We start from the raw sequence: 19193 nt of genomic DNA, 5'->3' as shown, positions 1-19193 counted from the left end.
TCCGCAGCAGCTGCGGAGGGTGGACCGGACATCCTCAAGTGGGGAGATTGGCAGCTTCGGCGTTCAGACCAGCCCGCGCTTGACCATCATCGCTTCGGGGGACGGCATCTTGCCGCGGAAGGCGGTGTAGAGCTCCTCCGGATCCCTCGAGCCGCCAGCGGCGTAGATGTTCTTGCGCAGCCGCTCGGCCAGCGCCGGGTCGAACGGGTCGCCCGTCTCCTCGAAGGCGGCGAAGGCGTCGGCGTCGAGCACCTCCGACCACATGTAGGAATAGTAGCCTGCCGAATAGCCGTCGCCGGAAAAGACATGGCCGAAATGCGGGGTGCGATGGCGCATGGCGATGGTGTCGGGCATGTCGAGCTTTTCCAGCGTTTCGGCTTCGAAACGAAGCGGCTGTTCCGGGGCATCCGATCGCGCGTGATAGGCCATGTCGACCAGTGCCGAGGCGGTGAACTCGACCGTGGCGAAGCCTGCGCCGAAGGTGCGTGTCGCCAGCATCTTGTCGAGCAGGGCCTTCGGCATCGGCTTGCCGGTGTCGACATGCAGCGCGTGCTTTTCCAGCACCGCCGGCACCGTCAGCCAATGCTCGTAGAGCTGCGAGGGCAGTTCGACGAAGTCGCGGCTGACCGAGGTGCCCGACACCGACGGCCAGGTGACGTCGGTCAGCATGCCGTGCAGCGCGTGGCCGAACTCGTGGAACAGCGTCTTTGCCTCGTCGACCGACAGCAGCGCGGCCTCGCTGGCCGGCGGCTTGGCGAAGTTCATGATGTTGTAGATGACAGGGCTCGCACCATCGCCGAGCTTATAGCCGGACTTCAGCGCGCTCATCCAGGCGCCGGAGCGCTTTGATGGCCGCGCGAAATAGTCGGCAAGAAACAGGCCGCGTTCGCTGCCGTCGGCATTTTTCACCACGAAGACGCGCGCGTCCGGATGCCAGGCGGTGATGCCCTTCTTCTCCTCGAAGGTGATGCCGAACAGCCGTGTCGCCACGTCGAAGCAGGCGTCGATGACGCGGTCGAGCTGCAGGTATGGCTTCAGTTCGGCCTCGTCGAAGGCGAATTTCTCGGCGCGCAATTTTTCCTGATAGAAGCGCCAGTCCCAGGCGGCGAATTTCTCGTTGCTGCCGGCCTCAGCCGCCAGACGCTGCAATTGCGTCTGGTCGGAAGCTGCCTTTTCCAAGGCCTTTTCCCAAACCGGATCGAGCAGCGTATGCACGGCCTTCGGTGTCTTGGCCATGGTATCGTCGAGCTTCAAGGCGGCGAAGGAGGCGTAGCCAAGCAACTTCGCCTTTTCGGCGCGCAGCCGCAGCATGTCGCGCACCACTTCGGTGTTGTCGGTGGCGCCGCCGTTCTGGCCGCGCATGGTGAAGGCGCGATAGGCGGTCTCGCGCAGATCGCGGCGTTCGGAGAAGGTTGTGAACGGTTCGTAGATCGAGCGCGAGAGCGTGATGGCATAGCGGCCTTTCTGGCCGCGCATCTCGGCCGCCTCGGCCATGGCGCTTTTCAGGAAGTCCGGCAGGCCGGCAAGGTCGGCCTCGTCGAGGAACAATGCCCAGTCGCGCTCGTCGGCCAGCACGTTCTGGCCAAAATTGGTGCCGAGCGACGACAATTCCTCATTGATCGTCGCCAGCCGCTTCTTGCCGTCGGCGTCGAGTTTTGCGCCGGAGCGGACAAAGCTCTTCCAGGTCTTTTCCAGCACACGCAGCGTCTCGGCGTCGAGCTTCAGGCTTTTGCGGCGCTGATAGAGGTCGTCGATGCGGGCAAACAGCCGCTCGTTCATCGAGATCGCCGAGAAATGCCTGGACATCTTCGGTGAAATCTCGCGCTCCAGCGCCTGGATCGCCTCGTTGGTGTGGGCGCCAGCCCGGCACCAGAAGATCGATGAGACACGGTCGAGCGCCTCGCCGGCGAGTTCAAGCGCCGCCAGCGTGTTCTCTATCGTCGGTGTCTCGGCATTGCCCGATATCGCCTCGATCTCGGCCTCGTGCGCCTTCAGCGCCGCGTCGAAGACCGGCGAAAAATCGCCGTCACCGATGCGGGCGAAATCAGGCAGGCCGAGCGGCCCTTGCCATGCGGTCAGCGGATGGGCGGCGAGGTCGACGGCTTTTGTGGACGGCATGGGCAATCTTTCGCTGATTGGCGGGAAGGTAAGTTGGCGGGGAGGCAAGGTCGTCACCGATGTAGGGCGCTGGCTTGCGGCACGCAACAGCGCGGCGGGCCAATGATCCGGTCAGTAGCCGTCACAGTTTTCCGCGATCGCCGCCTGCGAACTTGCGGTGATGCGGTTGTCGGTCACCGCGAAGGTCTCCTGCATCAGCATGTCGTTGTTGGGAAAGTCGTAGCAGGCGATCACCGTGGTGACGCCGCCCTCGGTCTTTTCGATCCGGTGCCGGATCGCCGCGCCGGCGACGGCGCCCTGCCAATCGTCGATCGAGGCGATGAATTCCTGCTTGTTTTGCACGACGCCGAGGTCGTCGAGTTTAATGCGGACGTCTTCGGCAAGCAGGTCCGACAATTCGGTGCGATCGGCGACCAGAAGTGCGGAATACCAGCGGCCGATGATCGCGCTGTCGTCGGCGCGGGCGGAAATGGCGCAAAACAGCAGCGCTGCCAGAGCAAAAGCGACCGAACGGCAATTCCGTACCATTTGCTGCCTCCTATGCCATCTCCAGCCGCTCGAAATCGCCGGTGTCCTTGTTCATCACCCAGAGCTCGCCGGTCGAGATGTCGAACCAGGCGCCGTGCAGCGACAGCCGTCCCTTGCCCTCCAGGATCGAGACACAAGGAAAGGTCCTGAGATTGGCGATCGAATAGCGGATCGAGATGCGTTCGAGCGCGGTCTGGCGCTCCGTCGCCGTCATGAAGGTGCTGGACGACACGGTCTCGGCCGCCGGCGCGATCAGGCTCATCCATTTGCCGATGAAGTCGCCGGGCGAGAGCGGCGCGGAATTGGGGTCGAGCGCGGCGCGAATGCCGCCGCAGCGGCCATGGCCCATGACGACGATGTTCTTGACCTTGAGGCTCTGCACGGCGAATTCCAGCGCTGCGGACGTCGAATGGAATTCTCCATCCGGCGCATAGGGCGGCACCAGATTGCCGACATTGCGCAGCACGAAGAGCTCGCCCGGGCCGGCGTCGAAGATCGCTTCGGGGGCCGAGCGTGAATCGCAGCAGGCGACGATCATCGTTTCCGGCGCCTGACCTTCGCGGGCGAGGTCGCGGTAGCGCCCGCTTTCGGCGGGATAACGGCCGCTCATGAAATTGCGGTAGCCAGTGAGAAGGTGTTCGGGGAGGTGAGGCATGGGCGGCGTCTGGACCCTTTCCGGGTTGGATGCGGCACGGCCCGCCGATATTCAGGTGATGCCGGCCTGCAAACGGCGGCTTCCTGCGCTTCCGGTGCTCACGTACGAAAAGTACGCTGTGCTCCGGTTCTCGGAAGCCACCATTTTCGGCTGGGCCTGACCTGAATCTCGACAGACCTAACTCTGGGAGAAGGCTCTAACGGCAAAAGGCCGTCGCGGGCAATGCCGAATTGCGGCGGACTGCAATTGCTGCGCTGCAAGACCCCTCATCCGGCCGCTTCGCCGATGCGATAGCCTCGCCGATAGATGGGACGGCAGGATTCACGCCCAGATGGCGATCGGAATGCCGAAACGGTCGCAAAGCGGCGGATCCGGAGACGGTCTTGCCTCGCCATTGGCGATGCGAGCTGCAATCAGCATCATCACTGCGGCGTCGAGGAAATCGTCGGCCGCCGCACCGCGTGGCGGCGCCCGGTCGAGAAAAGCCTTGTCATAGCCGTGCCGGCAAAGCAGCGCCTTGCGCTCCGCCATGCCGGCCGGGTTGACCGCGCCCTTGATCTTCTTCGGCAGGCCCATGGCCCGGTCGCCGTTCAGCCGGCAGAAGGCGACTTCCGGGTGCGATTCAAAGATGCGGCCGCGCAACTCCGGCCGTGCGATCAGCAAGCCGTCGATCTCGCGGATTTTGGCAAAGATGCCGAAGGCCTGGATCGAAACGCCGCGCGGTGGATCGGAACTTGCCTTCGCCACCGCGCTTGCCCGGCGATGCGCGGCATACCAGGCCTCGACCGTGGTGAAGTCATCCGTGTCGGCATAGAGCGCGGCGCGCGAGGGAATGGCAAAGACGCTGGATTGCCTGTTGCCAAGCAATGGTCGCACCAGCGCTTCCGGCCCGCGCCCATTTTTTCGCGAAAAATCCGGCAGGCCGATCGGCATGTCGACGGCTACGAGTGCGTCAGGAGGCAAGGTGTCAAGCAGTGCCGCGAAGCTTGGAAAGACATCGACCGAAAATGACGCACCGGGGCTACGAAGTATCGAACCAGGGTTACGAGGTATCGAACCGAGGTTACGAGGTATCGAACCGGGATTACGAGGTGTCGAATCGGGATCGCGGTGGACGGCGATCCAGCCAGCCTTGCAGCCGTCGACGCCGACGAGGACGGGGCTGCCGTCCGAGGTCACGCCCTTTTGTCCCGCTCCGGATGCAGGAGGTGGCGAAGCTGCACCATCGCCATCGGGTTCGACAGGCTCTGCGCATCGGTTTCGAGCTGCAATTCGTCGCCGCCGCGCTTGGCCGTGCGCGCCAGGATCTCGTAGACGGCCGCCGTGGTCGACTGCAGCGCCTTGATCGCGGGCTGGCCGGACAGGATGCGCGCCAGATAGACGGCCGCCGTCAGGTCGCCCAGGCCGTTGGGCGGCTTGTCGATGAGGCGATGTTCGGCAAGCAGCGCCTGGCGGCCGTCGAGCAGCAAATTGCCGGTGCCGCCCGCCATCATCGACGGCGCCGAAGTGACCAGCATGGTCGACGGCCCGGCATGAAGGGCGGCCGCCATAACCGATTTCAGGTCAGGAAGCTGGGCTCCCGCCATCCATTCCAGCTCATAGCGGTTGGGGGTGGCGATGTCGGCGATCGGCATCAGCCGATCGCGCAAGGCGATGGCGGTTGTTTCAGGCACGTAGAGGCCACCCTTGTCGCCCATCACCGGGTCGCAGATATAGACGGCATCCGGCGTCCTGGCCTTCACCGCGCCGACCAGCGAGGCGACGGCGTCGGCCTGGCCGGCCTCGCCGAGGTAACCCGACAGCACCGCGCCGACTTCGCCCAGCCATGGCGCGCGTTCGAGATCGGCCAGCAGCGCCTTGAACTGATCGAGCGGCGGTACGATGCGGGTCGCCCTGCCATGGCCCGGGTGCCAGGGCAGGATGACGGTTGGTACCGCCCATACCGGGAAGCCCAGCGTCTCCAGCGCAAAGACGGCGGCGCGATTGCCGACCGAGCCACGCGCGACATGGCTGGAGATGACGATGACCGCGCGCGGCGCGTCGCTTTGTTCGGTGCTCACGGGATTCCTAACTTCGAGTGACGAAATACACGAGCCAGACCAACAGGCCGATGGCGATGAGCAACCCCAGCGTCCGGCCGATGCGGGTACCCCAATATTCGATTGGGTCCGACCGGTCGGCGTCCGCTGCTGCGACGTGATCGCGCGCGCCCTTCGCGGTCCGCGCGATGAACGAGGTGCCGCTGGGGTCTGTCTCGCGCGCTACGCGCTCGATAATGCGGCGCGATTCGCTGTCGTTGTCCTGGCGCTCCGCCATTGCGATGTCCTGGGCGATGTTACTGGGCGATGTCCTGTTTTTCGCGGCGACCTTAACCCGTTCGCCCGGCCAATCACAGGGCCTGGCGACGAATGATAAGAACCAGTAGCGCCTCCCGGCCGCAGTCATTCTCTTACGCTCAGATTGTGGTAATGCTTCGCGTGCAAATCCTATCGAGGGACATAACCATGTTTGCCCAACGCCTTTCTTCACCGCTCGCTTTCCGTAACCTGCCAGCCTTCCTGATGATGGCGATCATGCTGCCGCTGCTCGCCGGCTGCGGTTACAACACCATCCCGACGGCGGAGGAAAACGCCAAGGCCGCATGGAGCGAGGTGCTGAACCAGTACCAGCGCCGCGCCGATCTCATCCCCAATCTGGTCGAGACCGTCAAGGGCTACGCCTCGCACGAAAAGGATACGCTCGACGCCGTGGTCGAAGCGCGCGCCAAGGCGACGCAGGTGACGGTGACGCCGGAAACGCTGAACAATCCAGAAGCCTTCAAGAAATTCCAGGACAGCCAGGCCGGGCTGACCAGCGCGCTGTCGCGGCTGCTGGCGGTGGTGGAGAATTATCCGGACCTCAAGGCCAACCAGAATTTCCTGGCCTTGCAGGCGCAGCTCGAAGGCACCGAGAACCGCATCGCGGTCGCCCGTCGCGACTATATCCAGGCGGTGAGGGACTACAATTTGACGCTGCGGACCTTCCCGTCGGTGATCTGGGCGACCTTGTGGTTCCGCGGCAACCAGCCATTCGCCAACTTCACCATCGAGGAAGACAAGATGCAGACGCCGAAGGTCGATTTCGGCACCAAGCAGGGCGGGTGATCGGCGACGCCGGCAAATCTTAATACCAATTCCTGACGAGACGGACTGCAGGCGTGCGTACACCCCCCTCTGTCCTGCCGGACATCTCCCCCGCAAGGGGGGAGATTGGCGGTTTCGCCGACGGCGCCTGCTTTGCAGCATTGAAAGTTGTCGAAAGCCGAGATGACAACCGATCTCCCCCTTTGCGGGGGAGATGTCCGGCAGGACAGAGGGGGGTGGGACAGAACTCCGGCCTGACCGTTCTGCTCGCCTTCCTAAGCCTTCTCCTCTGCTCTCTCATCGCCTTCGCCGCCGACCTGCCGGCCCTGACAGGACGGGTCGTAGACAATGCCGGTATCATCGATGCCGCGACCAAGGCGGAACTGACCCAGAAACTCGCCGCCTTCGAGGCCAAGGGTTCCGACCAGATTGTCGTCGCCACCATTCCCAGCCTCGACGGCGAGGAGATAGAGCCCTACGCCAACCGGCTGTTCCGGTTCTGGAAGCTTGGCCAGGCGAAGGAGAACAATGGCGTCCTGCTTCTGGTGGCGCCGAACGACCGCAAGATGCGCATCGAGGTTGGCTACGGGCTGGAAGGCACGCTGACCGACCTGCACACCAAGCTGATCATCGAGAACGACATGGTGCCGGCCTTCCGCGCCGGGGATTTCTCCGGCGGCATAGCCAAGGCCGTCGACGACATGGTGATGGTGCTGGAAGGCAATCCCGAGGAACTCGAAGCGCGCGGCGAGCGCAATCAGCAGGCGCCATTCAACACCGACGATCTGTTCTTTACGGTGTTCATAAGTATCTGGGCGATCATCTTCTTCGGCAGCATCGCTGCCTCCATCCTGCCGCCGATCTTCGGCCAGAAGATCGGTCCCGGCCGCTATCGCTGGCTGGGCATGACCTTCGAGCCGAGCCGGCGATCTTCCCGTGGCGGCTGGTCGTCGGGAAGTTCCGGCGGAGGCTGGTCGTCGGGCTCGAGCGGTGGCGGCTTTTCCGGCGGCGGTGGTTCGTCGGGCGGCGGCGGCTCCTCGGGGAGTTGGTGAGATCATGACAGAACGCGTTCTGCCAGCCTTCAGCCGCTTCACCGCCACGACCGGCGCTGCCTTGATGGCCACGGCGGTGCTGCTGCTTGTCTGCTTCGCAGCGCTTGCCGCCGAATTGCCGGCCCTGACCGGCAGGGTCGTGGATGACGCCGGCATCATCGACGCCGCGACCGAGGCGGCGCTGACCCAGAAACTCGCCGCCTTCGAGGCAAAAGGTTCCGACCAGATCGTGGTGGCCACCATTCCCAGCCTCGACGGCGAGGAGATCGAGCCCTACGCCAATCGGCTGTTCCGGTTCTGGAAGCTCGGCCAGGCGAAGGAGAACAACGGCGTCCTGCTTCTGGTGGCGCCGAACGACCGCAAGATGCGCATCGAGGTTGGCTACGGGCTGGAAGGCACGCTGACCGACCTGCACACCAAGCTGATCATCGAGAACGACATGGTGCCGGCCTTCCGCGCCGGGGATTTCTCCGGCGGCATAGCCAAGGCCGTCGACGACATGGTGATGGTGCTGGAAGGCAATCCCGAGGAGCTGGAAGCGCGCGGCAAGCGCAATCCGGCCGACGACAGTTCCGTCGATCCCATCGTCACGCTGTTCATCATCCTGTGGGCGACGATGTTCCTCGGCGGCCTGGCGATGGCGTTCCTGCCGCCAATCTTCGGCACCAAGCTGGCGCCCGGCGTGTATAAATGGCTGGGCATGACGTTCCGCTATGGCCAAAGATCGGGCTACACGCGCAGGGGCGGCGGCGTCTGGACAACGGGCACTTCGTCCGGCGGCGGCTGGTCGTCGGGAAGTTCCGGTGGCGGCTGGTCGTCGGGCGGCGGCGGGTTTTCAGGCGGCGGCGGCTCGTCCGGCGGTGGCGGTTCTTCAGGAAGCTGGTGAGACACGAGATGGCAACACGACCGATCAGCCCCGAGGACCATGACCGCATCGCCGACGCGATCCGCGCCGCCGAGACAAAGACCGACGGCGAAATCTACTGCGTGGTGGCGCAAGCCAGCGACGGCTATTTCTTCCCGGCCGCCTCCATGGCGACCGTGGCCATGCTCGTCGTCAGCCTCGCCGTCGCCTACGGGCTGGAGGCTTGGTGGCTGTCGATCCGCCTGCCGCATTTCGTGCTTGCCCAACTTCTGGCGCTGGCCAGCGTGCTCGTCCTGTTGTGGGCGCTGCCCGGCCTGCGCATGCATCTGGTGCCGCGCCGGCTGCGCTACCAGGCCGCGCACGCCAATGCGGTCAAGCAGTTCCTTGCCCGCAACGTTCACCGCACCACGTCACGCACCGGCGTGCTGATCTTCGTGTCGATCGCGGAACACTACGCCGAGGTGGTCGCCGACGCCGGCATCAATGCCCAGGTCGGCCAGCATGTCTGGGACGGCGTCGTCCGCGACCTGACTGCGCATGCCGGCGACGACCGCCTCGCCGATGGATTCGTCAAGGCGATAGAATCGGTCGGTGTGGTGCTGGCCGAGCATTTTCCGGTCTCGGCCGGCGGCAGTAACGAGCTCGACGACCATCTGGTCGAAATTTAAGTCCGTTCAAAGCGTGCCCTGACACCGTCCCCCACGGTGTGCGATCACCTGTGCGAAAGCATGGCGGCCCGTTGACCGGACTCTTTGCAATCGGGCGATGCGGGTTTATGGTTAACCAATCATGAACACGCTGAGCATCGACATCAGGAAAGCCGAGCCGCGAGACGCAGGCGCCATCGCCGACGTGCACCAGCAGGCTTGGAACGGCGCCTATGCCGGCATCATCCCGCATCGCACGCTGACATCGATGATCAACCGCCGCGGCGCCGACTGGTGGGCGAATGCCATCCGCCGCGCCGCCACCGTGCTGGTCGTCGAGATCGGCGGCAAGATCGCCGGCTACGCCACGATCGGCAAGAACCGCGCCCGCGAGCTCAGGCAGCAGGGCGAGATCTACGAACTTTACCTGCGCCCCGAATATCAGGGCATCGGCCTCGGCAGCCGGCTGTTCTCGGCCGCGCGGGCGCGACTGGCCGACCATGGCCTGAAAGGCATGGTGGTGTGGGCGCTGGAGGACAACCAGAACGCGCTCGCCTTCTATGCCGGCGCCGGTGGCCGCGACGTCGCCGAAGGCGTCGAGGTCTTCGAGCAGAAGGCGCTGAAGAAGGTCGCTTTCGTCTGGGAATGACGGTCAGGCGGCTTCGCCGTCGATCTTTCGGTACGATTTCGGCACTATTGCCGCATTGCACCATGCGCCTTGGCCCGCTATCGGTCTCCAAATCGAGAGAGGGACCAAAGCCATGCGTATCGAAGCCATAGCCACCGGTAAGAACCCGCCCGAGGACGTCAACGTCATCATCGAGGTGCCGATCGGCGGCGAGCCGATCAAATATGAGATGGACAAGGAGGCCGGCACGCTGTTCGTCGACCGCTTCCTGCACACCTCGATGCGCTACCCCGGCAATTACGGCTTCGTGCCGCACACGCTGTCGGGCGATGGCGACCCGATCGACGTGCTGGTCTGCAACACGCGCGCGCTGGTGCCGGGTTGCGTCATCAATGTGCGGCCGATCGGTGTGCTGGTGATGGAGGACAATGCCGGCCAGGACGAGAAGGTGATCGCGGTGCCGTCGCCCAAGCTGACACTGCGCTACGAGAACGTCACCGAATACACCCAACTGCCCGATATCACGCGCGACCAGGTGCAGCACTTCTTCGAGCACTACAAGGATCTCGAACCCGGCAAATGGGTCAAGATCGAGGGCTGGCACGATTCCAAATTTGCCAAGAAGATGATCGTCGAGGCGATCGAGCGGGCGAAGAAAAACAAGTAGGCCGCTTAGCTTCGCCGAAATGCGTGGCGGAACAGAATTCTGCACCGTTGCGGCGCTTTGACGTCACGGCATGGATCCTGGGGTCTGCGCTGCGTCGCTGCGCTCCTTGCTCCGCCCCAGGATGACGAAGTCAGTTGTCGACGCGGCCGAAAGCGGGTACGTCGCCGACCGTCACGCGCATGTCCTTGCCGCAGGCAAAACTGGGCGCCTTCTCGTCGGCGAGCTTGCGCGCTTCGTCGTTGGCCGCCGGATTGCCGGTGGCCAGCACCAGTCCGACCGTGCAGCCATCATACTTCTCCGGCTGGGAAACCTTGGCGACGACCAGCACCTCGGTCGACTTGCTCTCGTCCTCTGGATTGCTGATCGAGCGGCGGTGGATGACCGCGAACGGCACGGCACGGTCGCCATTCGTCTCGATGCGCCATTCGAGCTTGGGGCCAGCCGAATTGAAGCCGACGAAGCTCTCCCACACCGTGGTCATGTCGCTGGAGGGGAAACCGTAGAACAATGATTCGCGCGCATCGTCGTAAGCGATCAGCACGGGGTAGCCGCGATAGCCAGAACAGGTGAGGCTCGCCCAGTCGCCGTCGCCTTCCTCGGCCTGCGCATAGGTCACGCAGTCCTTCTTCGAGTCGAGATCGGTATAGGCGCTCGATATGTCGCCGGCCTGAGCGGCATTGCAGAAGCCGGCGAAGGCGAGCGGGATCAAAAGAGCGCGCATGCGGACATCTCCGTTGCTGACATCGCCGTTTGGGGCTTGCCGCAGCGTATCGTCAAATTTCGTAGCCGTCAGGGTGCTGCAGCCGATCTGGTAAACGGAACGCTATTTCTTCAGGCTCGCTTCGATCAAGAGATCGGCGTTGCGGGCCACCGATTGCGCCGGCCCGCCGAGCCCGAACAACTGGCCGCTGATATAGGCGCCCTCGATCAGAAGCAGCAGCCCATCGCCCAGCGTGTCCGAATCCTCGGCGCCCATAGTCGCGGCCATGGCGCGCAGGCGGCGGCGCAATTCCTGCTTGTTGGCCTCGCTCACGACGCGGGCAGGGTGGCCGTGCTCGGGATATTCGACCGCCGCATTGGTCATGCCGCAGCCACGATAGTCGGGCCTCTGCGTGCGCTTGCCTATCCGGGTCAGGAAGGCGGCGATCTGCGCGCGCGGATTGCCGGGATGGGCGTTCACCGCGTCGTCGAAGCGGTCCCAGAATTCGAGGTCGTATTGCCGCAGATACGAGGCGGCCAGTTCGTCCTTGGAGGGAAAGCTGCGGTAGAGGCTTGGCTTGGTGACGCCGGCGCGCTTGACGATCTCATCAACGCCGATCGCCCGGATGCCCTGCCGGTAGAACAGGTCGCGCGCCACACGCAGGATCTTCTCGCCGGCACGAGGGGGCGTCACTTCATCCGGATTGATGGTTGGTTCAATGCTTTTCATGGTCGATATGCCGTGGCCTGCTTGACGTGTTACCGATCGGTACGTATACCTTTGCCCCAACTGCAACGTACCGGTCAGTAACATGATAGCTCAATCCCGTCCATTTGGCCAGCGCTACGCTTTCGTCGTGGTCGGCGTCATCTTCCTCTGCCTGCTGATCGCGGCCGGCCTGCGCTCGGCGCCCTCCGTGATGATGTTGCCGCTGGAGGAGAGCTTCGGCTGGCGGCGCGATGTCGTTTCGCTGGCCGCGGCCATCGGCATCTTCCTCTACGGCCTGACCGGGCCGTTTGCCGCCGCGCTGATGGAGAGGATCGGGCTGCGCCGCACGTTGCTTGCAGCCCTTTTGCTGATGTCGGCATCGACTGCGCTCAGCCTGTTGATGACCAAGCCGTGGCACCTGCTTCTGACCTGGGGCGTCTTCTCCGGCGTCGGCTCGGGTGCCGTCGCCACGGTGCTCGGCGCCACCATCGTCAACCGCTGGTTCAAGACCAATCGCGGCCTGGTGATGGGACTGATGTCGGCCTCCAGCGCCACCGGCCTGCTGGTGTTCCTGCCGCTGCTCGCCTCGCTGGCGCAATCGGGCGGCTGGAAGCCGGTCGCCATCGCCATCGCGGTCGCCACTGCCGCTCTCGTGCCGCTGGTGTGGCTGCTGGTGCCGGAACGCCCGGCTTCGATCGGCATGGTGCGCTACGGCGCGGAAGCCGACGACGTGCCGCCGGTTCCGCCGGCCGCGCAAGGCAATTTCCTCGCGCACACGCTCACCACGCTGCGGCGCGCCGCCGGCACCCGCGTGTTCTGGTATCTGTTCGCCACCTTCTTCGTCTGCGGCTTCACCACCAACGGGCTGGTCGGCACGCATCTGATCGCCTTTTGCGGCGACATGGGCATCGGCGAGGTGCAGGCCGCCGGCCTGTTGTCGATGATGGGCATATTCGACCTGATCGGCACGACGTTGTCAGGCTGGCTCACCGACCGATTCGACCCGCGCAAGCTGCTCGGCGTCTATTACGCGATCCGCGGCCTGTCGCTGATCTATCTGCCTTATTCCGGCTTCTCGGCGACCAGCCTGATCATCTTCGCCGTGCTCTACGGGTTGGACTGGATCGCCACCGTGCCGCCGACGCTCAGGCTCTCCAACGAGGCGTTCGGCGACCGCAGCGGGCCGATCGTCTTCGGCTGGATCGTCGCCGGCCATCAGGTCGGGGCGGCAACCGCCGCCTTCTTCGGCGGCACCATGCGCGAGCTGCAAGGCAATTACGAACTGGCTTTCATGATCGCCGGCATGACGGCCATCGCGGCGGCCTGTATCTCGCTGCTGATCAACACCAGTAAGCCGGCGTTCGACCCGGAACCGCAGGCTGCTTAAGGTGTGCTGATGTTCAGGTGAGGCCGGCCTGCAAACGGCGGGTTTCTGCGCTTCCGGTGCTCACGTACCCAAAAGTACGCTCCGCTCCGGTTCTCGGAACCCACCATTTTCGGCTCGGCCTGACCTGAATCTCAACACACCTTCGCGGCCGAAACTTCAAAGCGTGGCCTGACGACCAGGCTGCCCGTTCGCATGACTTTTTTCCTGTCGATTGTAATGAAACCTTCATGGTTTCGAGATGCGGCTGAAACATTGAGGCTGGACTTTGGTGGCGACGTTCAAGCCATCCAGGAGACAGCCATGAACAAGATTTCACGCCGTGCTTTCGTCACTTCCGCGAGCGCCGCCGGCCTCGTCGGCGTCTCGGGGCTTGCGCTTCCCTATTATTCCCGCGCCAGCCAGCGGCCGGCTTTCACGCATGGCGTCCAGTCCGGCGATATCGATGAAACCAGCGGCATGGTGTGGACGCGCACCGATCGCCCGTCGCGCGTCATGTTCGAGGTCTCGTCGACAGAGAACTTCGCCAATGCCACCCGTCTTGCGCCGCTCGATACCTCGCCGGCGAGCGATTACACGGTGAAGCGGCTGCTCACCGACCTCGCCGCCGACCAGGACATCTTCTATCGCATGATCGCGGCGGATCTCGCCGACATCAACGCCGTCTCTGAGCCAATCGTCGGGCGCTTCCGCACGGCACCTGCCTCCAAGCGCGATATCAAGTTTGCCTGGTCGGGCGATACCGCCGGCCAGGGCTGGGGCATCGACGAGACCGGGATGAAGACCTACGCCACGATCGGCAAGCATACGCCCGATTTTTTCCTGCACTCGGGCGACACAATCTATGCCGATGGCGCGATGAAGGACGAGGTCGATTTGCCCGGCGGCGGCAAGTGGAAGAACGTGGTGCTGATCGACGGCAAGCGCAAGGTGGCCGAGACGCTTGAGGAATACCGGGACCAGTGGAAATACAACATGATGGACAGGAGCGTGCTTGGCCTCAGCGCCATCTGTCCGACCTTCTACCAGTGGGACGATCATGAGGTGCTGAACAACTGGTCGGATTCCAAGGATCTCAGCGCCGACGATCGTTACAGCGAAAAATCCATCCATGTGCTGGCGGCCCGCGCGGCGCGCGCCTTTCATGAGATGACGACGATCCGCTACGAGCCATCGGAACCCGGCCGCGTCTATCGCAAGATCGCCTACGGGCCGCTGCTCGACGTGTTCTTCCTCGACATGCGCTCCTATCGCGGTCCCAATGGTCCGGCCATGCAGGAGACGATGACGCCGCAATCGCGCATTCTCGGCGAACAGCAGACCAAATGGCTGAAGCGCGAACTGGCGAACTCCAAGGCAACCTGGAAGATCATCGCCGCTGACATGCCGCTCGGCCTCGTCGTGTGGGATGACGGCGCCAAGAAGGTCGGGGCCGAAGCGGTCAGCAATGGCGATAATGGTGCGCCAAAGGGTCGCGAGCTCGAGATCGCCGATCTTCTGCGCTACATCAAGAACGCCGGCATCGACAACACCGTCTGGCTGACCGCCGACGTGCATTATACCGCGGCGCACTACTACAATCCCGACAAGGCGCAGTTCCAGGATTTCAACCCGTTCTGGGAGTTCGTCTCCGGCCCGATCCATGCCGGCACGTTCGGCCCCAATGATTTCGACATGACCTTCGGGCCGGAGCTGAAATTCATCAAGGCGCCGACCGCCGAGCAGGGCCAGAACCTACCGCCGTCGGCCGGCCTGCAATTCTTCGGTCTCGTCGATATCAACGGCGCCACCGAACAGATGACAGTGCGGCTGATGGATCGCGACGACAACGAGCTCTACAAGGTGACGCTCGATCCGGTGCGGTCGGCGTGAGGGGCACGGGTCATCCTCTAGGACCAGCAGCGTCGCGCTGCCCCTCATTGCCCTGCCGGGCATTTCTCCCTGTGAACGGGGAGAAAGCAGCTTGCATCGAAGATTTCGCCAATCGCGAACGTTGCAGAAGGAGGGTCGACATTGCGCGCAGCGGGCTTCTCCCCGTTCACGGGAAGAAGGTGCCGGCAGGCGGATGAGGGGCCGCGCCGGCGTCGACAAGATTCAGGAAGGTTCGATCTGATCTTTCGACAATGTGCCGAAAGCAGTCTTAATCCGGATAGCAAACGGTCGGAATCTTGGGCCAGACCGCGCTGTCGCAGCCGGCGGCCTGCTGCTTCTGCTTGAAGGAGGCACTCACCGGTCCGGTCACCACCGGGTCGACGCCATAGGGGGCGTCGGCGAAAAGCTCCTCGGCCGTCTGTGTGCCGGACTTCAGGCCAGCGCCCGCATCCTTGACCGTCGCGGCCGACTGCGCGGCACCTGCCGCGAGAATCACGGCGAGAACTGCCCATGCCAGGACCGGACGCAATCTGCTGAGGGGATCGATCATGAAAATTGAACTGCCCGGAGCCGGCAAGGTTCCGCCTTGGTTAACAAAAAACATTTGACACGAAGAGGCTTAAGAATTGGTGACCAGATATTTGGGTATCGGCATCCTCTTTCGCAAATGCGAAAAACCCTGTATGAGCCGCGCAACTGAAAGAGGCGGCGCCTTTTGGCCTGCTGCCTGCAACGCTCCCGAGACCACAACATGAAAATTCGTAATATCGCGATCATCGCGCACGTCGACCATGGAAAAACCACCCTCGTCGACCAGCTTTTGAAGCAGTCCGGCTCCTTCCGCGACAATCAGCGCGTCGCCGAACGCGCCATGGATTCCAACGACCTCGAAAAGGAACGCGGCATCACCATCCTGGCCAAGGCGACCTCGGTCGACTGGAAGGACACCCGCATCAACATCGTCGACACCCCCGGCCACGCCGATTTCGGCGGTGAGGTCGAGCGCATCCTGTCGATGGTGGATTCGGCCATCGTGCTGGTCGACGCCGCCGAAGGGCCGATGCCACAGACCAAGTTCGTCGTCGGCAAGGCGCTCAAGGTCGGCCTGAAGCCGATCGTCGTCATCAACAAGATCGACCGGCCGGACGCCCGCCATGTCGAGGTGGTCAACGAAGTGTTCGACCTGTTTGCCGCACTCGACGCCACCGACGAGCAGCTCGACTTCCCGATCCTCTATGGCTCTGGCCGCGATGGCTGGGTCTCGGAAAACCCCGAAGGTCCGAAGGACCAGGGCCTGGCGCCGCTGTTCGATCTCGTCATCAAGCATGTGCCGGCGCCTACCGTGCATCCCGGCCCGTTCCGCATGATCGGCACCATACTGGAAGCCAATCCGTTCCTCGGCCGCATCATCACCGGCCGCATCGAGAGCGGCACGCTGAAATCCAACCAGGCGGTCAAGGTGCTGCACCATGACGGCACCCAGATCGAAACCGGCCGCGTCTCGAAGATACTTGCCTTCCGCGGGCTGGAGCGCCAACCGATCGACGAAGCGCAGGCGGGCGATATCGTCGCCATTGCCGGCCTGTCGAAAGGCACGGTCGCCGACACGTTCTGCGACCCGGCGGTGAGCGAGCCGCTACATGCGCAGCCGATCGATCCGCCGACCGTGACCATGTCCTTCCTCGTCAACGATTCGCCGCTGGCCGGCACCGAAGGCGACAAGGTGACCAGCCGCGTCATCCGCGACCGGCTGCTGCGCGAGGCCGAAGGCAATGTCGCGCTGAAGATCGAGGAATCGGCGGACAAGGATTCGTTCTTCGTTTCCGGACGCGGCGAGTTGCAGCTTGCCGTGCTGATCGAGACGATGCGCCGCGAGGGCTTCGAGATCGCCGTGTCGCGGCCGCGCGTCGTCATGCAGAAGGGCGACAATGGCGAATTGCTGGAGCCGGTCGAGGAAGTCGTCATCGACGTCGACGAGGAGCATGCCGGCGTCGTCGTGCAGAAGATGTCGGAGCGCAAGGCCGAGATGGTCGAGCTGCGCCCGTCCGGCGGCAACCGCCAGCGCATCGTCTTCCACGCGCCGACGCGCGGCCTGATCGGCTACCAGTCGGAACTGTTGACCGACACGCGCGGCACCGCTGTCATGAACCGGCTGTTCCATGCCTACGAGCCTTACAAGGGCGAATTGCCCGGCCGCACCAATGGCGTGCTGATCTCCAACGAGCAGGGCGAGTCGGTGGCTTACGCCATGTGGAACCTGGAAGATCGCGGCCCGATGGTCATCGATCCGGGCGTCAAGGTCTATCAGGGCATGATCATCGGCATCCATAGCCGCGACAACGATCTCGAAGTGAACGTGCTGAAGGGTAAGAAGCTCACCAACATCCGCGCCGCCGGCAAGGATGAAGCGGTGAAGCTGACGCCGCCGATCCGCATGACGCTGGAGCGGGCGCTGGCCTGGATCCAGGACGACGAACTGGTCGAGGTGACGCCGAAAACCATCCGGCTGCGCAAGCTCTATCTCGACCCGAACGAGCGCAAGCGTTTTGAGAAGTCGGCCAAGGTGGTCGGCGCGGCGTAAGCTTTTCTCGGGGAATTAAGTGAGGACTCGCATGCTCGCGCGCCGCCCTCGCGGGGGCGTTGTATAAGCAGAACCTATTGTAGCGGATCGATTTTTGTCGGCCTCTTGGCTCGCCGTTTGTCCTTTGGAGGCTTTGACGTTGGCGGATCAAATCTTGCTGCCAACGTGTCGTCCCTAGTGATTGCTCGCACAACTGTGCCTAGCAACTGGGACCCAAAGCCCTCCTCCTCAAGCGCAAAGCTGGCTTTGCCATAATATCTCGAAACATCATGTCCGATACCTGCGCCTAATAGCTCAATATTAGCCTGATCCCGGATCCATTGAGCAGTGGCTATTAGATGTTCATGGAGTATTCTTGGATCATTCTCAGACAATGTTGAGTCATCAACCGGCGCACCATCGCTTATAACGAGGACAATCTTTCTGTCGGCAGTTTGTTTTAATATGCGAGACCGAGCCCAAAGCAATGCCTCTCCATCAATATTCTCTTTCAAAAGTCCTTCGCGCAACATGATTGCGAAGTTCGGCAACCCTTCTTGGAATGAATTTCCATACTCCTTGTACAGCAGGTATCTGATGTCGTTCAATCTGCCGGGCGATTCCGGCTTGCCGTCCATGAGCCAAAGCTCTCGTGACTGTCCTCCCTTCCATGCGCGGGTGGTGAAGCCCAAAACCTCGTGAGGAATCTCAACTTTTTGGAGCATATTGCTGACTATCGAGATCCACGTGGCGACAGTGCTTATTTTGTCCCCGCGCATGCTCCCGGAGTTATCAATTAAAATCGTGATTGCGATTTTGCTCCGATCAGAGATAGCTCCGAGTAAATCTTCGGCCATTTTTATTATAGAATTATGAGATCGTTGATTAATTCCTACCCTTCTCACTAGCGAAGATTGTAGCTTGAGGGTGTCCGATGGCTCGGACAGCATGGTTGGCACGATTATTTCGTCAAAACGAGTTGTGTAAGCGAAGTAGTCCCTGGATCTGAGTTCCTCCAAGCGCGCTGGTTCAATTTTTGATCCTCGCGCGGCTTCGACTATGGGTGAGTAGTCTGCTATTCGTGGTCGCGATGGTGGGCTTGGAGGTAAGGGGGAGATCTTTTCCGAAACAGGTTTCGCCGTTGCGGCTCTCAAAACTTCATGTAGTTCATCCATTGCCATTCCAATGGTTGAAGCCATTCCAGCGATAGCCTTCTTTATTTCCGGGGCGCTAAGTGGATCGAACCGATATTGACGCCAATCAGCCCAGTTGCGTGTCTTCAACACGTCGGCAATTGCGTCTGTTCCTCTGGGGAAGCCGGCTTCTAACTGCTTCGCCTGTACATAGTAGATGGGCAAGATAAGCCGGTCCTCTCCGAGGGCGCTTTCTCGGATAAGGAAGGTCTCGAACTCCTTTCTGCACATCTCGCTTCTAAAATAGGTCGGTGTAATGATCGGAATCAGAAACGTAATGTCCAGGATTGTGGTCTCGATTCGTTCCTTCCAGACCTGACCCCACTTAATGTCATTGCGATCTTGAAAGATCGGAAAGTCTTCGCCGGTCTGTATCTTGACCTCGCCCTCAAGGCGTTGGCGTAGTTCCGTTATTCGTCCAGAATCGTGATCATCGTCTGATCGCACGTAGCTGAGAAACGCAATCGGTTGCTTTGATGTCATCTGCCCGCCCG

Annotated in this window: 20 protein-coding genes; 10 read left to right on the top strand and 10 right to left on the bottom strand. The window is 62.6% G+C overall.

What is annotated here, in order from left to right:
* Window positions 1-63 precede the first annotated feature (63 nt).
* From C9427_RS23085 to C9427_RS23075, 3 genes are all read right to left on the bottom strand, one after another.
* Window positions 64-2118, bottom strand: coding sequence for a M3 family metallopeptidase (locus C9427_RS23085; protein WP_107651392.1), 2055 nt, complete (start codon window positions 2116-2118; stop codon window positions 64-66).
* Window positions 2119-2229: 111 nt separating this feature from the next.
* On the bottom strand, window positions 2230-2646 hold the full coding sequence (locus tag C9427_RS23080) for a hypothetical protein (protein WP_107651391.1): 417 nt from the start codon (window positions 2644-2646) through the stop codon (window positions 2230-2232).
* A gap of 10 nt (window positions 2647-2656) precedes the next feature.
* Window positions 2657-3301, bottom strand: a complete 645-nt coding sequence (locus C9427_RS23075; RefSeq protein WP_107651390.1) for a carbonic anhydrase — start codon at window positions 3299-3301, stop codon at window positions 2657-2659.
* Between C9427_RS23075 and C9427_RS34155 the strand changes: the two genes are divergently transcribed.
* Window positions 3300-3461, top strand: a complete 162-nt coding sequence (locus C9427_RS34155) for a hypothetical protein (protein WP_167434452.1) — start codon at window positions 3300-3302, stop codon at window positions 3459-3461. The two genes, C9427_RS23075 and C9427_RS34155, sit on opposite strands and share 2 nt — an antisense overlap.
* 161 nt (window positions 3462-3622) lie before the next feature.
* On the opposite strand, the gene C9427_RS23070 is transcribed toward C9427_RS34155, so the two are convergent.
* Genes C9427_RS23070 through C9427_RS23060 form a run of 3 tightly spaced genes read right to left on the bottom strand, consistent with a single transcriptional unit; the run spans window position 3623 to window position 5617 of the window.
* Entirely contained in the window at window positions 3623-4480 is an 858-nt protein-coding gene (locus tag C9427_RS23070) for a DUF429 domain-containing protein (protein ID WP_107651389.1), read from the bottom strand.
* Window positions 4477-5361, bottom strand: coding sequence for a pyridoxal kinase PdxY (gene pdxY, locus C9427_RS23065; RefSeq protein WP_097575893.1), 885 nt, complete (start codon window positions 5359-5361; stop codon window positions 4477-4479). The genes C9427_RS23070 and pdxY overlap by 4 nt, the downstream gene beginning before the upstream one ends.
* Before the next feature lie 7 nt (window positions 5362-5368).
* Window positions 5369-5617, bottom strand: coding sequence for a hypothetical protein (locus C9427_RS23060; protein WP_107651388.1), 249 nt, complete (start codon window positions 5615-5617; stop codon window positions 5369-5371).
* 188 nt (window positions 5618-5805) lie between these two features.
* Between C9427_RS23060 and C9427_RS23055 the strand changes: the two genes are divergently transcribed.
* The 6 genes from C9427_RS23055 to ppa all read left to right on the top strand — a co-directional run bounded on the left by C9427_RS23055 (window position 5806) and on the right by ppa (window position 10282).
* Complete coding sequence (locus C9427_RS23055; protein ID WP_097575895.1) at window positions 5806-6444, top strand: LemA family protein; 639 nt, start codon at window positions 5806-5808, stop codon at window positions 6442-6444.
* A 215-nt stretch (window positions 6445-6659) separates the two neighbouring features.
* On the top strand, window positions 6660-7475 hold the full coding sequence (locus C9427_RS23045; RefSeq protein ID WP_425351674.1) for a TPM domain-containing protein: 816 nt from the start codon (window positions 6660-6662) through the stop codon (window positions 7473-7475).
* A gap of 4 nt (window positions 7476-7479) precedes the next feature.
* The gene (locus C9427_RS23040; protein WP_107651386.1) at window positions 7480-8361 is read left to right on the top strand and encodes a TPM domain-containing protein; all 882 of its coding nucleotides are present in this window, start codon (window positions 7480-7482) and stop codon (window positions 8359-8361) included.
* An 8-nt stretch (window positions 8362-8369) separates the two neighbouring features.
* Window positions 8370-9008 (top strand): TPM domain-containing protein, encoded by a 639-nt coding sequence (locus C9427_RS23035; RefSeq protein ID WP_107651385.1) that lies wholly within the window; start codon window positions 8370-8372, stop codon window positions 9006-9008.
* A gap of 121 nt (window positions 9009-9129) precedes the next feature.
* Complete coding sequence (locus C9427_RS23030) at window positions 9130-9636, top strand: GNAT family N-acetyltransferase (protein ID WP_008873611.1); 507 nt, start codon at window positions 9130-9132, stop codon at window positions 9634-9636.
* Window positions 9637-9748: 112 nt separating this feature from the next.
* Window positions 9749-10282 carry an inorganic diphosphatase gene (gene ppa, locus C9427_RS23025; protein ID WP_107651384.1) on the top strand — a complete coding sequence of 178 codons (534 nt, stop codon included), beginning with the start codon at window positions 9749-9751 and terminating at the stop codon, window positions 10280-10282.
* Window positions 10283-10412: 130 nt separating this feature from the next.
* On the opposite strand, the gene C9427_RS23020 is transcribed toward ppa, so the two are convergent.
* Together C9427_RS23020 and C9427_RS23015 are read right to left on the bottom strand one after the other, a co-directional pair.
* On the bottom strand, window positions 10413-11003 hold the full coding sequence (locus C9427_RS23020; protein ID WP_107651383.1) for a hypothetical protein: 591 nt from the start codon (window positions 11001-11003) through the stop codon (window positions 10413-10415).
* 102 nt (window positions 11004-11105) lie between these two features.
* A complete protein-coding gene (locus tag C9427_RS23015; RefSeq protein ID WP_167434451.1) occupies window positions 11106-11711 on the bottom strand; it encodes a TetR/AcrR family transcriptional regulator in 606 nt (201 codons plus the stop codon).
* A gap of 82 nt (window positions 11712-11793) precedes the next feature.
* On the opposite strand from C9427_RS23015, the gene C9427_RS23010 reads away from it, so the two are divergent.
* A complete protein-coding gene (locus C9427_RS23010) occupies window positions 11794-13077 on the top strand; it encodes an MFS transporter (protein WP_107651382.1) in 1284 nt (427 codons plus the stop codon).
* A 300-nt stretch (window positions 13078-13377) separates the two neighbouring features.
* On the top strand, window positions 13378-14946 hold the full coding sequence (locus C9427_RS23005; RefSeq protein WP_107651410.1) for an alkaline phosphatase D family protein: 1569 nt from the start codon (window positions 13378-13380) through the stop codon (window positions 14944-14946).
* Window positions 14947-15214: 268 nt separating this feature from the next.
* Here the strand turns inward: C9427_RS23005 and C9427_RS23000 are convergent, their stop codons facing one another.
* On the bottom strand, window positions 15215-15496 hold the full coding sequence (locus tag C9427_RS23000; RefSeq protein WP_107651381.1) for a hypothetical protein: 282 nt from the start codon (window positions 15494-15496) through the stop codon (window positions 15215-15217).
* Window positions 15497-15697: 201 nt separating this feature from the next.
* Between C9427_RS23000 and typA the strand changes: the two genes are divergently transcribed.
* Window positions 15698-17527: a translational GTPase TypA gene (gene typA / locus C9427_RS22995; RefSeq protein ID WP_107651380.1), complete on the top strand. Its 1830-nt coding sequence runs from the start codon at window positions 15698-15700 to the stop codon at window positions 17525-17527.
* A gap of 74 nt (window positions 17528-17601) precedes the next feature.
* Here typA and C9427_RS22990 read toward each other — a convergent pair whose 3' ends face one another.
* Window positions 17602-19182 (bottom strand): cobaltochelatase CobT-related protein, encoded by a 1581-nt coding sequence (locus tag C9427_RS22990; protein ID WP_167434450.1) that lies wholly within the window; start codon window positions 19180-19182, stop codon window positions 17602-17604.
* Window positions 19183-19193: the final 11 nt, after the last annotated feature.

Source organism: Mesorhizobium helmanticense, from assembly GCF_003034915.1.
GTDB lineage: Bacteria > Pseudomonadota > Alphaproteobacteria > Rhizobiales > Rhizobiaceae > Mesorhizobium > Mesorhizobium helmanticense.
Note: the sequence above shows the minus strand (reverse complement) of the source record. Positions and strands in the feature narration are given on the sequence as shown.

What these genes read in the sequence shown, in the direction of transcription:
- C9427_RS23085 (WP_107651392.1), bottom strand. Translation starts at nt 2,118, where the DNA reads ATGCCGTCCACAAAAGCCGTCGACCTCGCCGCCCATCCGCTGACCGCA.
- C9427_RS23080 (WP_107651391.1), bottom strand. Translation starts at nt 2,646, where the DNA reads ATGGTACGGAATTGCCGTTCGGTCGCTTTTGCTCTGGCAGCGCTGCTG.
- C9427_RS34155 (WP_167434452.1), top strand. Translation starts at nt 3,300, where the DNA reads ATGGGCGGCGTCTGGACCCTTTCCGGGTTGGATGCGGCACGGCCCGCC.
- C9427_RS23075 (WP_107651390.1), bottom strand. Translation starts at nt 3,301, where the DNA reads ATGCCTCACCTCCCCGAACACCTTCTCACTGGCTACCGCAATTTCATG.
- C9427_RS23060 (WP_107651388.1), bottom strand. Translation starts at nt 5,617, where the DNA reads ATGGCGGAGCGCCAGGACAACGACAGCGAATCGCGCCGCATTATCGAG.
- C9427_RS23055 (WP_097575895.1), top strand. Translation starts at nt 5,806, where the DNA reads ATGTTTGCCCAACGCCTTTCTTCACCGCTCGCTTTCCGTAACCTGCCA.
- C9427_RS23040 (WP_107651386.1), top strand. Translation starts at nt 7,480, where the DNA reads ATGACAGAACGCGTTCTGCCAGCCTTCAGCCGCTTCACCGCCACGACC.
- C9427_RS23035 (WP_107651385.1), top strand. Translation starts at nt 8,370, where the DNA reads ATGGCAACACGACCGATCAGCCCCGAGGACCATGACCGCATCGCCGAC.
- C9427_RS23030 (WP_008873611.1), top strand. Translation starts at nt 9,130, where the DNA reads ATGAACACGCTGAGCATCGACATCAGGAAAGCCGAGCCGCGAGACGCA.
- ppa (WP_107651384.1), top strand. Translation starts at nt 9,749, where the DNA reads ATGCGTATCGAAGCCATAGCCACCGGTAAGAACCCGCCCGAGGACGTC.
- C9427_RS23020 (WP_107651383.1), bottom strand. Translation starts at nt 11,003, where the DNA reads ATGCGCGCTCTTTTGATCCCGCTCGCCTTCGCCGGCTTCTGCAATGCC.
- C9427_RS23015 (WP_167434451.1), bottom strand. Translation starts at nt 11,711, where the DNA reads ATGAAAAGCATTGAACCAACCATCAATCCGGATGAAGTGACGCCCCCT.
- C9427_RS23010 (WP_107651382.1), top strand. Translation starts at nt 11,794, where the DNA reads ATGATAGCTCAATCCCGTCCATTTGGCCAGCGCTACGCTTTCGTCGTG.
- C9427_RS23005 (WP_107651410.1), top strand. Translation starts at nt 13,378, where the DNA reads ATGAACAAGATTTCACGCCGTGCTTTCGTCACTTCCGCGAGCGCCGCC.
- C9427_RS23000 (WP_107651381.1), bottom strand. Translation starts at nt 15,496, where the DNA reads ATGATCGATCCCCTCAGCAGATTGCGTCCGGTCCTGGCATGGGCAGTT.
- typA (WP_107651380.1), top strand. Translation starts at nt 15,698, where the DNA reads ATGAAAATTCGTAATATCGCGATCATCGCGCACGTCGACCATGGAAAA.
- C9427_RS22990 (WP_167434450.1), bottom strand. Translation starts at nt 19,182, where the DNA reads ATGACATCAAAGCAACCGATTGCGTTTCTCAGCTACGTGCGATCAGAC.